This window comes from Pigmentiphaga sp. NML030171, from assembly GCF_002188635.1.
In the GTDB taxonomy this organism is placed as follows: Bacteria; Pseudomonadota; Gammaproteobacteria; order Burkholderiales; family Burkholderiaceae_B; genus Pigmentiphaga; species Pigmentiphaga daeguensis.
In genome coordinates this window covers 341,593-355,000 of sequence record NZ_NINX01000035.1, presented here as the reverse complement: position 1 = coordinate 355,000, position 13,408 = coordinate 341,593, and the positions used below count along the sequence as shown (strand labels likewise).

10 protein-coding genes are annotated in these 13,408 nt (G+C 66.1%); 6 read left to right on the top strand and 4 right to left on the bottom strand.

Translation table 11 applies throughout. The features are described 5' to 3' along the window. Together CDO46_RS16355 and aceE are read right to left on the bottom strand one after the other, a co-directional pair. The coding region (locus CDO46_RS16355; RefSeq protein ID WP_303395835.1) for a biotin/lipoyl-containing protein at window positions 1-359 on the bottom strand (359 nt) is incomplete at its 3' end. Window positions 360-471: 112 nt separating this feature from the next. Next, on the bottom strand, window positions 472-3,186 hold the full coding sequence (aceE, locus tag CDO46_RS16350; RefSeq protein WP_087839518.1) for a pyruvate dehydrogenase (acetyl-transferring), homodimeric type: 2,715 nt from the start codon (window positions 3,184-3,186) through the stop codon (window positions 472-474). A gap of 270 nt (window positions 3,187-3,456) precedes the next feature. On the opposite strand from aceE, the gene CDO46_RS16345 reads away from it, so the two are divergent. From CDO46_RS16345 to CDO46_RS16325, 5 genes are all read left to right on the top strand, one after another. Beyond that, window positions 3,457-5,835 carry a PAS domain S-box protein gene (locus CDO46_RS16345; protein ID WP_132980343.1) on the top strand — a complete coding sequence of 793 codons (2,379 nt, stop codon included), beginning with the start codon at window positions 3,457-3,459 and terminating at the stop codon, window positions 5,833-5,835. Beyond that, entirely contained in the window at window positions 5,835-6,458 is a 624-nt protein-coding gene (locus CDO46_RS16340; protein ID WP_087839517.1) for a response regulator transcription factor, read from the top strand. Before CDO46_RS16345 ends, CDO46_RS16340 begins: the two co-directional genes overlap by 1 nt. Before the next feature lie 84 nt (window positions 6,459-6,542). Next, on the top strand, window positions 6,543-7,256 hold the full coding sequence (locus CDO46_RS16335; protein WP_254914620.1) for an FMN-binding negative transcriptional regulator: 714 nt from the start codon (window positions 6,543-6,545) through the stop codon (window positions 7,254-7,256). 78 nt (window positions 7,257-7,334) lie between these two features. Then, on the top strand, window positions 7,335-8,177 hold the full coding sequence (gene folD, locus CDO46_RS16330) for a bifunctional methylenetetrahydrofolate dehydrogenase/methenyltetrahydrofolate cyclohydrolase FolD (RefSeq protein WP_087839515.1): 843 nt from the start codon (window positions 7,335-7,337) through the stop codon (window positions 8,175-8,177). Window positions 8,178-8,376: 199 nt separating this feature from the next. Then, window positions 8,377-10,521 (top strand): M3 family metallopeptidase, encoded by a 2,145-nt coding sequence (locus CDO46_RS16325; RefSeq protein ID WP_087839514.1) that lies wholly within the window; start codon window positions 8,377-8,379, stop codon window positions 10,519-10,521. Here CDO46_RS16325 and CDO46_RS16320 read toward each other — a convergent pair. Further along, on the bottom strand, window positions 10,491-10,817 hold the full coding sequence (locus tag CDO46_RS16320; RefSeq protein WP_087839513.1) for a hypothetical protein: 327 nt from the start codon (window positions 10,815-10,817) through the stop codon (window positions 10,491-10,493). The two genes, CDO46_RS16325 and CDO46_RS16320, sit on opposite strands and share 31 nt — an antisense overlap. A 148-nt stretch (window positions 10,818-10,965) precedes the next feature. Here CDO46_RS16320 and CDO46_RS16315 point away from each other — a divergent pair, with 148 nt between their 5' ends. Continuing rightward, the gene (locus CDO46_RS16315) at window positions 10,966-11,370 is read left to right on the top strand and encodes a helix-turn-helix domain-containing protein (protein ID WP_087839512.1); all 405 of its coding nucleotides are present in this window, start codon (window positions 10,966-10,968) and stop codon (window positions 11,368-11,370) included. An 83-nt stretch (window positions 11,371-11,453) separates the two neighbouring features. On the opposite strand, the gene ilvD is transcribed toward CDO46_RS16315, so the two are convergent. Continuing rightward, window positions 11,454-13,343, bottom strand: a complete 1,890-nt coding sequence (gene ilvD, locus CDO46_RS16310; protein WP_087839511.1) for a dihydroxy-acid dehydratase — start codon at window positions 13,341-13,343, stop codon at window positions 11,454-11,456. Window positions 13,344-13,408: the final 65 nt, after the last annotated feature.

Sequence of the window (13,408 nt, the reverse complement as noted above, 5' to 3'; positions counted from 1 at the left end):
TCGCCACCGCCCTGGGCGGGCGCGGCGGCCGGCGCGGCCTGCGGCGCGGCTTCCTGCTTGGCGGCGGGCGCTTCGGCCTTGGCCGGCGCCGCTTCCCGCTGGGGCGCCTCGGCGCCGCCGGCGGCTTCGATCTCGACCAGCGGCGTACCTTCGCTGACCTTGTCGCCGACCTTGACCTTGATGGCCTTGACCACCCCGCCGGCGGCGGCCGGGATTTCCATGGACGACTTGTCGGACTCGACCGTGACCAGGCTTTGCTCGGCCTTGATGGTGTCGCCCACCGAGACCAGGATCTCGATCACTTCGACTTCGCTGAAATCACCGATGTCGGGGACTTTCAGCTCGCTCACATTACTCATTCTGTAGTCTCCAGAAAGCCGGACCCCACCGGCGCCCCCGCCGCAGGCAGGCGCGCGCCGGCCGGGCGGGCAAGACAGGGGCAGTCCCTATCTTACCCATCCCGGCCATCGATCACGCGTGTTGAGGGTTGGCTTTCTCGGGGTTGATGCCGTACTTCTTGATGGCCTCGGCCACCTTCTTCACCGGGATCTTGCCTTCGTCGGCCAGCGCCTTCAGGGCGGACAGCGTGACGAAGTGGCGATCCACCTCGAAGTGTTCGCGCAGCTTGGCGCGGAAGTCGGAACGGCCGAACCCGTCGGTGCCCAGCACGTTGTAGGTGCGGCCCCTGGGGATGAACGGACGGATCTGGTCGGCGAAGGACTTCATGTAGTCGGTCGAGGCGACGATGGGACCTTCGGTCTTTTCCAGCACTTCGGTCACGTAGGCGACCTGGGCCTTCTTCTCGGTCGGATGCAGCAGGTTGTGGCGATCGGCGTCCAGGCCGTTGCGGCGCAGCTCGGTGAAGCTGGTCACGCTCCAGACGTCGGCGGCAACGCCCCAGTCCTTCTCGAGCAGTTCCTGGGCGGCGATGACTTCGCGCAGGATGGTGCCCGAACCCAGCAGCTGGACGCGATGCTCGGCCTTGGCCTCGCTCTTCTTCAACTGGTACATGCCGCGGATGATGCCCTCTTCGTCGCCGGCCTTCAGGCCCGGCTGGGCATAGTTCTCGTTCATGACCGTGATGTAGTAGAAGACGTTTTCCTGGTCTTCCACCATGCGCTTGAGGCCGTTCTGGATGATGACCGCCAGTTCGTGCGCGAAGGTCGGGTCGTACGACACGCAGTTGGGGATGGTGGCCGACATCAGGTGGCTGTGGCCGTCCTCGTGCTGCAGGCCTTCGCCGTTGAGCGTCGTGCGGCCGGCGGTGCCGCCCAGCATGAAGCCGCGGGCCTGCATGTCGCCGGCGGCCCAGGCCAGGTCGCCGATGCGCTGGAAGCCGAACATCGAGTAATAGATGTAGAACGGCACCATGATGCGGTTGTTCGACGAGTAGGACGTCGCCGCGGCGATCCACGAGCTCATCGCGCCCGCTTCGTTGATGCCCTCTTCCAGGATCTGGCCGTCTTCCGCCTCGCGGTAGTACATGACCTGCGCCTTGTCCACGGGCACGTACTTCTGGCCTTCGTGGGCGTAGATGCCGATCTGGCGGAACATGCCTTCCATGCCGAAGGTGCGCGATTCGTCGGGCACGATGGGCACGACGCGCGGGCCGAGCGTCTTGTCGCGCAGCAGTTGCGTCAGGATGCGCACGAAGGCTTGCGTGGTCGAGATCTCGCGGCCCTCGGCGGTGGGATCGAGCACGGCCTGGAAGGTCGACAGCGCCGGCGCGGGCAGGTGCTCGTCGGCCTTCTGGCGGCGGTGCGGCAGGTAGCCGCCCAGGGCCTGGCGGCGCTCGTGCAGGTACTTCATTTCCGGCGATTCGTCGGACGGCTTGAAGTACGGCAGTTCGCCCAGCTTGTCGTCCGGCACCGGGATGTTGAAGCGGTCGCGGTAGGCGCGGATGATGTCGTCGTCCAGCTTCTTCTGCTGGTGCGCGGGGTTGCGCGACTCGCCGGCGGCGCCCATGCCGTAGCCCTTGATGGTCTTGGCCAGGATGACGGTCGGGCGGCCCTGGCTGTTCTGCGCGGCGTCGAACGCGGCGTAGACCTTGTGCGGGTCATGGCCGCCGCGGTTCAGGCGCCAGATGTCCTCGTCGCTCATGCGGCTGACCATCTCCAGCAGCTTGGGGTGCTTGCCGAAGAAGTTCTCGCGCACGAACGCGCCGTCGTTGGCCTTGTAGGCCTGGTATTCGCCGTCGACGGTCTCTTCCATGATCTGGCGCAGGATGCCTTCCTTGTCGCGCGCCAGCAGCGGATCCCAGTAGCCGCCCCAGATCAGCTTGATGACGTTCCAGCCGCTGCCGCGGAATTCGCCTTCCAGTTCCTGGATGATCTTGCCGTTGCCGCGCACCGGGCCGTCCAGGCGCTGCAGGTTGCAGTTGATCACGAACACCAGGTTGTCCAGCTTTTCGCGCGAGGCCAGGCTGATGGCGCCCAGCGATTCGGGCTCGTCCATTTCGCCGTCGCCGCAGAACACCCAGACCTTGCGGTTGCTGGTATCGGCGATGCCGCGGGCGTGCAGGTATTTCAGGAAACGGGCCTGGTAGATGGCCATCAGGGGGCCCAGGCCCATCGAGACGGTCGGGAACTGCCAGAAGTCGGGCATCAGCTTCGGATGCGGGTAGGACGACAGGCCCTTGCCGTCGACTTCCTGGCGGAAATGGTTGAGCTGGTCTTCCGACAGGCGGCCTTCCAGGAAGGCGCGGGCGTACACGCCGGGCGAGGAATGGCCCTGGAAGTAGACCAGGTCGCCGCCGCGGTTTTCGGTCTCGGCGTGCCAGAAGTGGTTCTGGCCGGTCTCGATCATGGTCGCCAGCGAGGCGAACGAGGCGATGTGGCCGCCCAGGTCGCCGCCATCGGGCGGATGCAGCCGGTTGGCCTTGACCACCATGGCCATCGCGTTCCAGCGGATGTACGAGCGGATGCGGTTTTCCAGGTCCAGCTTGCCCGGATGCGCCGGCTCCATGTGCGGCGGGATGGTGTTGACGTAGGCGGTGTTCGGCGAGAACGGGATGTAGGCGCCGGAACGGCGGGCCAGGTCGATCAGGCGTTCCAGCAGGTAATGCGCGCGCTCAGGGCCTTCGCGATCCAGGACCGCTTCCAGGGCTTCGAGCCATTCTTGGGTTTCCAGGGTATCTTCGTCGTTGGCGGCGGTTATACCGGCCCCGACCTGAGGAAGAGCGGACATGCCTGTCTCCTGAGTCTCTGTGACATCCGGACGGCTCGTAGCCATCCGAGGGTTAAGTCGCTGTTGGCGGCCTTCGCCTATGTAAAACTAGGGCCCTCGCAACTCCGGCGCGATTCTAGAAGGCAGGAAGCCTTCCATGCAATAAAAATTTCGCTTTACGATATCATTTACCACAATGTGAAATCTAACACGAAACCCGGATAAAAGCATTCTGCGCTGCAATAAAACAGCGGGCCTCCGAACGCACCACACTGTGCGTAAACTTTCTTCATGTCTACCGTTCATCCTTCCAATATTCCCGCCCCGTTCAAGGATCTGGGGCGCCTGCGCCGGCGCAGCTGGTATTGGCTGACGCCCGCCATCGCGCTGGGGCTGTTCGTCTGCGTCATGGGCTCGATCCTGTGGTGGCTGGATGCCCGCGACGACGCCCAGCGCTACGGCACGCTGGTGCGGGACGTCGACTGGGCGCAGCAATCGATGCGCCTGCGCATGCTGGCGGCGCGCGACCGCATGGGCGCGCTGGGACGCGACCTGGTGCGCACCAGCATGACCGAGGGCCGCTTCCTGGACGATGCCCGGGAACTGCAGGTCGAGCATCCCGAGATCATCCACGTGGCCTGGATCAACGCCGACCGCAAGGCGGTCTGGGTCTCGACGCCGGACCGGCGCGCGGGCCAGACCTTCCGCATGAGCGCCCCCGGCGCGGCCGAGCCGGAGGCCTTCCGCGCCTTCGAGATCGCCCGCGACGAGCACCGGCCGGCGTATTCCCGCCCCTACCGGGGGCAGTACAACGAGGTCTACCTGGACCTGTACGTGCCGGTGTTCCAGGACGAACGCTTCCTGGGCACGCTGGCCACGGTGTATTCGGTGGACGCCATCCTGCAGCACCTGATCCCGCAGGAGACCCAGCGCAAGTACAAGGTTTCCATCCTGGACGGCAACGAGATGCCGCTGGTGTCCTCGTCGTCGCGCGCGGACAAGGGCGCCATCAACGCCTACGAAGTGCCGCTGGACCCGCCGGGCAACGGCATGATGCTGAGCGCGCGCGGCTACCGCACGCAAACCGACACCTCGCAGACCATGCTGGTCTGGGTCGTGGTGTCGCTGTCGGCGGTCATCATATGGAGCCTGTTCGCGCTGTGGCGCCACACGCGCTTCCGTTCCCAGGCCGAACAGGCCCTGATCGCCGAGACCGCCTTCCGCCGCGCCATGGAGAACTCCATGCTGACCGGCATGCGGGTGCTGGACATGGAAGGCCGCATCACCTATGTGAACCCGGCCTTCTGCCGGATGATGGGCTGGGACGAGGCCGACCTGCTGGGCCGGCCGCCGCCCTACCCCTACTGGCCCCAGGGCGACCATGCCGCCCAGTGGCGCAACACCGAGATGCTGCTGTCGGGCAACGCCCCCAGCAGCGGCTTCGAGATGGAGGCGCAGCGGCGCGATGGCTCGATCTTCTTCGCGCGGATGTACGTGTCGCCGCTGCTGGACCAGCGTGGCGTGCAGACCGGGTGGATGACGTCCATGACCGACATCACCGAGCCCAAGCGCATCCGCGAGGCCCTGGCCGCCGCCCACGAACGCTTCATGACCGTGCTCGAGGGCCTGGACGACGCCATCTCGGTCACGGCCGAGACCCCCAAGGGCTCGGAACTGCTGTTCGCCAACAAGACCTACCGCCGCGTGCTGGGTTCGCAGCCCACCGGGCACGACGAACTGTCCGCCGGCCGGCGCGGCCGTTTCACCGATGAAGCAATCGAGGTGTATTCCTCGTCCACGCACCGCTGGTTCGAGGTGCGCCACCGCATGCTGCAATGGGTGGACGGACGCCGGGTGCGCATGCAGGTGGCGCGCGACATCACCGAGCGCCGGGCTTCCGAGGAAGCGTCCCGCGCCCAGCAGGAGAAGATCCAGCTCACCAGCCGCCTGATCACCATGGGCGAAATGGCCTCGTCGCTGGCGCACGAGCTGAACCAGCCGCTGACGGCCATCAACAACTACAGCATGGGCGTGGTGGCGCTGGTACGCGCCGGCGATACCGATCCGGCCAAATTGCTGCCGGCCCTGGAAAAAACCACCGCACAGGCCCAGCGTGCAGGTATGATCATCCGCCGCATACGCGAATTCGTGAAGCGGAGCGAGCCCAAGCGCCAGCGGGTCAGCCTGCCCACGATCGTGGATAATGCGGTCGGTTTTGCCGGGATCGAGTCCCGGACCCGGCGGATCGATATCATTCAAAAAATACCCGAACAGTTGCCGGACGTTCTTGCCGATCCTATCCTGATCGAACAGGTGGTCCTGAATCTGATGAAAAACGGCCTGGAGGCCATGCAGGATTCAGAGGGGCGGGAACTGCTGGTGGAAGCGAACGTGCGCGACGACATGGTTGAAGTGGCAGTCACCGATACCGGCCATGGGCTGGCCGACCCCGAACGGCTGTTCGAGCCTTTCTACAGCACCAAGTCGGAAGGCATGGGCATGGGCCTGAACATCTGCCGCACGATCATCGAGTTCCACCACGGCCGGCTGTGGGCCGAAGCCAATCCCGCCGGAGGCACGATCTTCAAGTTCACGCTTCCGTGGGTACGTCCGATCCTGCCGACCGGACCCGCCCCCGAACTGGAATCCGCACCCAAGGAGCTTACCTGATGAGCAATACGCCCCAATCCAGCACGGTCTTCATAGTCGACGACGACGAAGCCGTGCGAGATTCTCTCCGATGGCTGCTCGAAGCCAACGGTTACCGGGTACGGGCCTACGAGAGTTCGGAACGCTTCCTGGCCGAGTACGACCCCGAGGTGATCGGCGTGCTGATCGCCGACGTCCGGATGCCGGGCATGACCGGGCTCGAGCTCCAGGAACAACTGCTCGCCCGCAAGTCCACCCTGCCCATCGTCTTCGTCACCGGCCACGGCGACGTGCCCATGGCGGTCTCCACCATGAAGAAAGGCGCGGTGGATTTCCTGGAAAAACCCTTCAACGAAGCGGACCTGCGCCAGATCATCGCCAACATGCTGGAGCAGGCCCATTCCCGCGCGGCCGACGAAGCCACCCGGCGCGGCCACGAGGCCCTGCTGGCCCGGCTGACCGTGCGCGAACAGCAGGTCCTGGAACGCATCGTGGCCGGCCGCCTGAACAAGCAGATCGCCGACGACCTGGGCATCAGCATCAAGACCGTCGAGGCGCATCGCGCCAACATCATGGAAAAGCTGCAGGTCACGACCGTGGCCGACCTGATGAAGGTGGCCCTGCACCATCGGCCGCAGGGGTAGCCCCCCCCTACGCGCTTACGCGCGCCCCCCAGGGGGCGATGCGGGTGGACCGGCGGAGCCGGATCCACCGCATCCCGGGTCTGAATGAGTTCTCTCGGTGCGAAGCATCGTGTTCTTGCTCTCCTGTCGCTCGACACCAAGGTAACTATGTATTTGCCGCCGCATTTCGAGCAGGCCGACCCGGACAGGATCCGCAACCTGATACGCACCTGTCCACTCGGCATGCTCGTGACGGCGGGACCGCAGGGGTTGGACGCCAACCACCTGCCCTTCATCCTCAACCCCGACCGCGGCCCGCACGGCACGCTGCTGTACCACGTGGCGCGAGCTAATCCGGTCTGGCGGGAGTTGGCGGATTCCCAGGCCGAAAGCCTGGCGGTCTTCCAGGGTCCCAGCGCCTACGTATCGCCCAGCCTGTACGAGACCAAGCGCACGACCCACGAAGTCGTGCCCACCTACAACTACGCCGTGGTGCACGCCCATGGCCGGATCATCGTGCATGACGATCCGCGCTGGGTGGCGGGCGTGGTGGGCCGGCTGACGCGCATGTTCGAGCAGGGACGCGACGACCCGTGGAAGATGAGCGACGCGCCGCCCGCCTTCCTGGAAGAAAGGCTGTCGGCCATCGTCGGGCTGGAAATGCCCATCGCGCGGCTGCAGGCCAAATGGAAAATGAGCCAGAACCGCAACGAGGCCGACCGGCGGGGCGTGGTGGCGGGCCTGGATGCGTCCGGGCGAGACGGGGACAGGGCCGTTGCGGCGGCGATGAAAGCGGCGGAAACCGGAACGTCTGCCTGAAGCGGCGGCCCCCGTGCGCTAAAATGGCCCAGGCGCCCGCGCCCTCGTTCCTCCACTCCTCTTTGCCTTCACACCGCCATGCCCGCACGCCTCATCAACGGCAACGAACTCTCCAAGCAGATCCGCTCCGACATCGCCCAGCGCGCCGCCGAACTCACGCGCCAGGGCAGGCGTCCCGGCCTGGCGGTGATCCTGGTGGGCGACGATCCGGCCTCGCACGTGTACGTGCGCAACAAGGTCAAGGCGTGCCACGACGCGGGCTTCCATTCGGTGCTGGAGAAGTACGAGGCCACGATGACCGAGGCCGAGCTGCTGGCCCGCATCGACCTGCTCAACCATGATCCCGCCATCCACGGCATCCTGGTGCAGATGCCCTTGCCCAGGCACATCGACCCGCACAAGGTGATCGAGGCCATTTCCACCCGCAAGGACGTGGACGGCTACTCCGTGCTCAGCGCCGGCGAGTTGATGGCGGGACTGAAAGGCTTCCGTCCGTGCACGCCCTACGGCTGCATGAAGCTGATCGAAAGCACCGGCTACGATCTGCGCGGCAAGCATGCCGTGGTCATCGGCCGCAGCAACACCGTGGGCAAGCCCATGGCGCTGCTGCTGTTGCAGGCCAACGCCACGGTCACGATATGCCACAGCGGCACGCCCGACCTCGCCTACCATACCCACCAGGCCGACGTGGTGGTGGCCGCCGTGGGCCGCCGCAACACGCTGACCGGCGACATGGTCAAGCCCGGCGCGGTGGTGATCGACGTGGGCATCAACCGCGACGAGGCCGGCAAGCTATGCGGCGACGTCGATTTCGCCAGCGTCTCGGAAGTGGCCGGCTGGATCACCCCGGTCCCGGGCGGCGTCGGCCCGATGACGATCACGATGCTGCTGGCCAATACGCTGGAATCTGCTGAGGGGTAGGCCCCCCCCTACGCCCTTCGGGCGCCCCCCAGGGGGCGATGCGGGTGGACCGGCGGAGCCGGATCCACCGCATCCTGGAAACCAACAGGCTGGCAAGGGGCGGCGTTCTTGTCCCCCTGTTCCCGGATGGTGCCCTCCCCTGGTGTTTCCTTTTTTCGCCCCCATCTACGGGGCACAGTCAGCATTCAGGAGTTTCCCCATGGCGCAAGCGTCCGACCTTTCCTCTTCCTCCGCCCTGGCCGGCAATCCGCTCATGGACCTGTCGGGCCTGGCCCGGTTTGATGCCATCCGGCCGGAGCACATCACACCGGCCATCACGGCCCTGCTGGAGCGGGCGCAGAAGGCGGTGGACAAGCTGGAGGCGGACCAGGCCGCGGATGCGCCGGCTACCTGGCACAGCGTGGTCGAGACGCTGGATGAAGGCACCGAGGGGCTGTCGCGGGCCTGGAGCGTGGTGGGACACCTGAACGCGGTGGCCGATACGCCCGAGCTGCGTGCCGCCTACGGCGAGAACCTGCCGCGCGTGACCGAGTTCTGGGCCGGCCTGGGCCAGAACCAGGCGCTGTACGAGCGTTACAAGAAATTGGCGGCCAGCAAGGAATTCCAGCAGCAGACGCCGGCCCGCAAGAAACTGATCGAGAACGAGCTGCGGGGCTTTCGCCTGGGCGGCGCCGAGTTGCCCGAGGAATCCAAGCCTCGCTTCGCCGAGATCCAGGAACAGCAGGCAACGCTGTCCAAGGCTTTCTCCGACCACGTGCTGGACGCCACCAACTCCTATGCGCTGATCGTGCGCGACGAGGCCGAACTGGCCGGACTGCCCGAGGACGTGAAGGAAGCGGCGCGCGAAGCCGCCCGGAAGATTCCGGCCAAGGAAGGCGAAGCCCCGGACGAAGCGCCGGCCTGGAAGTTCACCCTGCACTTCCCCTCGTATTTCCCGGTACTGCAATACGCCGACAACCGCGCCCTGCGCGAGACCATGTACAAGGCGCACGTGACGCGCGCCTCGGAGCTTGGTCCCGAATACGGACAGGGTCGGGCCGAGTGGGACAACACCGCCATCATGCTGGACCTGCTGCGCCTGCGCCGCGAGGAAGCGGGCCTGCTGGGCTATGCCAACTACGGCGAGGTGTCGCTGGTGCCCAAGATGGCCGATACGCCCGAGCAGGTGCAGAAATTCCTGGCCGAGCTGGCCGAGCGCGCGCACCCCTATGCCGAGCGCGACCTGCGCGAGCTGCGGGAATTCGCCGCCGCCGAGCTGGGCCTGGCCGAACTCGAGCCCTGGGACATCGCCTATGCGTCCGAGAAACTGCGCCAGGCACGCTACGCCTTCTCGGAAAACGAGGTCAAGCAATACTTCCCCGAACCCAAGGTGCTGGCGGGCCTGTTCAAGGTGATCGAGACGCTGTTCTCGGTCCGCATCCGCCCGGACGACGCCCCGGCCTGGCATCCCGACGTGCGCTTCTTCCGCGTGGAATCGGCCGCCGGCACGCTGCTGGCGCAGTTCTACCTGGACCTGTACGCGCGCGACGGCAAGCGCGGCGGCGCATGGATGGACGACGCCCGCACCCGCTATCGCCGCCCCGGCGGCGAACTGCAGACACCGGTGGCCTACCTTGTCTGCAATTTCACGCCGCCCAGCGGCGGCAAGCCCTCGCTGTTCACGCACGACGAAGTCATCACCCTGTTCCATGAATGCGGCCACGGCCTGCATCACATGCTCACGCAGATGGAAGACCTGGGCGTGTCGGGCATCAACGGCGTGGAATGGGATGCGGTCGAACTGCCCAGCCAGTTCATGGAGAACTTCTGCTGGGAATGGGCGGTGCTGGAACAGATGACCGCGCACGCGGAAACGGGCGAACCGCTGCCCCGCGCCCTGTACGACAAGATGGTCGCCGCCAAGAACTTCCAGGGCGGGCTGATGACGCTGCGCCAGGTCGTGCTGGCCGCCACCGACATGCACCTGCACACCGACTACGATCCCGACGGCCAGCAAAGCGTGCTGGCGCTGTCGCGCGCGGTGAACGACCGCATGCACGTGCTGCCCCAGCCGGAGGTCTCGCGCTGGATCAACACCTTCAGCCACATCTTCGCCGGCGGCTACTCGGCCGGCTACTACAGCTACAAGTGGGCGGAAGTATTGTCCGCCGACGCCTACGCGGCTTTCGAGGACGCGGCGACCGAGGATACGCTACGGCCCGAGGTCGGGGCACGCTTCTTGCGGGAGATCCTGCAAGTGGGCGGCAGCCGGCCCGCGATCGAGTCGTTCCGCGCCTTCCGCGGCCGGGATCCCAGCATCGAGGCCCTGCTGCGTCACAGCGGCATGGCCGATGCCGTGTCCTGATCGCGCGCGATCAGCAGCTTCACCGCCGCGAGGCCTTCGGAAAGCAGGCTGTGCAGCGACGGCGTGTCCGGGAACTCGAGCAAGGGCCGGGTGCCGTACCGCTGGGCCAGTTCGCGGGCGATCGGCACCGCGATCAACACATGGCGTCGCCGCGCGCGGGCATGGCCCGAGAAGGGGAACAGTTGTTCCAGCGCGGCGATGTCCCAGCCGCGCGGCACGAAGAGCCACGCGATGTGGCCGTCCTGGTCGATCCCGCTGAGTACCAGCAGTTCCGTCACGCCTTGGTGTGTTTGCATGGCACGCAACCCCCGTCGCCTCGGGAGGGCCTGACCCACGCTTCTCCCGCTTGGCGCAATGATTCGTTTTGCTTTTTACGCAAAATATACACGAATAATTTGCGTCTTACGCTTTGCGTGCAGAGCAAGGCATTCGGACAATCACGCCATGGACATAGGTTCGGCGATCCGATATACGCGCGAGAAACTCGGGCTCAAGCTCGAGGCCGTCGCCATGGAAGTCGGAACCGATGCCGGCAATCTTTCCCGCATCGAGACCGGCAAGCAGAAGCCGTCCATCGTACGCCTGGAGAACATCGCCCGGGCCATGAACGTGGGCGTGACCGATCTTTATGCCCTGGTCGAGAACGTCCGCGTGCTTCCCGCCACCTCGGAGCTGCGTGACGGCGACGAGCTGCCCTACGCCGACGACACACGCGCCCTGCGCCGCAGCTTCGCCACGCTGGACGCGCGCAGCCGCAGGCTGGTGATCGAGTTCGCCAAGCTGCTGAATCGCGTGGAAAAGGAAGAACAGGGAACGCCTGCCAAGGAAGTTCCGCCTCCCGCCCCCTGACCGGCCGCCGCGCCGAAAACGAAAACGGCCTCGCTCCTGAAAGCGAGGCCGTCTGTTTTTCGAAGCCGGGCTTCCGGGCTTCCCTAGCGGGCGCGCGGGGCCTTCAATTGCGAGATGTCCCGCACCGCGCCGCGGTCGGCGGAGGTCGCCATCATCCCGTACGCCTGCAGCGCCTGCGACACCACGCGCTGGCGATCGAGCGGCTGCCACGCCTTGTCGCCGCGGGCTTCCATCGCCTGGCGGCGCCTGGCCAGTTCCGCGTCGTCCACGCGCAGGTTGATGCGGCGGTTGGGAATGTCGATCTCGATGATGTCGCCCTCTTCCACGAGCCCGATGGTACCGCCCTCGGCCGCCTCGGGCGAAGCATGGCCGATCACCAGGCCCGAGGATCCGCCCGAGAAGCGGCCGTCGGTCAGCAAGGCGCAGGCCTTGCCCAGGCCCTTGGACTTGATGTACGAGGTCGGATAGAGCATTTCCTGCATGCCGGGGCCGCCCTTGGGGCCTTCGTAGCGGATGATGACCACGTCGCCGGCATGCACCGTATCGCCCAGGATGCCGTCCACGGCGTCTTCCTGGCTCTCGAAGATGCGCGCCTTGCCGGTGAATTTCAGGATGCTTTCATCGACCCCCGCCGTCTTGACGATGCAGCCCTTCTCGGCCACGTTGCCGTACAGCACGGCCAGGCCGCCGTCCTGGGAATAGGCATGGGCCTTGTCGCGGATGCAGCCGGCAGCCCGGTCCAGGTCCAGCTTGTCGAAGCGCTTGTCCTGGCTGAAGGCGGTCTGGGTCGGCACGCCGCCGGGCGCCGCGCGGAAGAAGGCATGGACGGCTTCGTCGGCGTTCGTCTTGACGTCGTTCGCGGCGATGGCCTCGCCCAGGGTCTTGCTGTGCACGGTGGACACCGAGGTGTCCAGCAGGCCCGCGCGGTCGAGCTCGGCCAGGATGGCCATGATGCCGCCGGCGCGGTGCACGTCCTCGATGTGGTATTGCTGCGTGGCGGGCGCGACCTTGCACAGGCAGGGCACGTGGCGCGAGATGCGATCGATGTCGCTCATCGTGAAATCCACGCCGCCTTCCTGCGCCGCGGCCAGCAGGTGCAGCACGGTATTGGTCGAGCCGCCCATGGACACGTCCAGCGCCATCGCGTTGGTGAATGCCGCCTTGGTGGCGATGTTGCGCGGCAGGACGGAAGCGTCGTCCTGCTCGTAATAGCGGCGGCACAGCTCGACGGCGACCCGGCCGGCGCGCAGGAACAGGTCCTTGCGGTCGGCGTGGGTGGCCACCAGCGTGCCGTTGCCCGGCAGCGACAGCCCCAGCGCTTCGGTCAGGCAGTTCATCGAGTTGGCGGTGAACATGCCCGAGCAGGACCCGCACGTGGGACAGGCCGAGCGCTCGTAGTTCTCGACGTCCTCGTCCGACACGGTGGGGTCGCCGGCCTTGATCATGGCGTCGATCAGGTCCACCTTGATGATCTTCTGGCCGTTCACGTCCTGGGCGGGATGGTAGGCCTCGATGACCTTGCCGGCCTCCATGGGGCCGCCCGACACGAACACGGCCGGAATGTTCAGCCGCATGGCGGCCATCAGCATCCCCGGGGTGATCTTGTCGCAGTTGGAGATGCAGACCATGGCGTCGGCGCAATGCGCGTTCACCATGTACTCGACCGAGTCAGCGATCAGCTCGCGCGAGGGCAGCGAATACAGCATGCCGCCGTGCCCCATGGCGATGCCGTCGTCCACCGCGATGGTGTTGAACTCCTTGGCGACGCCGCCGGCGGCCTCGATCTCGCGGGCGACCATCTGGCCCAGGTCCTTCAGGTGCACGTGGCCGGGCACGAACTGGGTGAAGGAATTGACGACCGCGACGATGGGCTTGCCGAAGTCACCGTCCTTCATGCCGGTCGCGCGCCATAGCGCACGTGCCCCGGCCATGTTGCGGCCATGGGTGGAGGTACGGGAACGGTATTGCGGCATGGCGGGACTCGCAAGGAAAATGACGAAACACTCTAGTATAGGGCGGAAAGGCCTTTTGTCGCCCC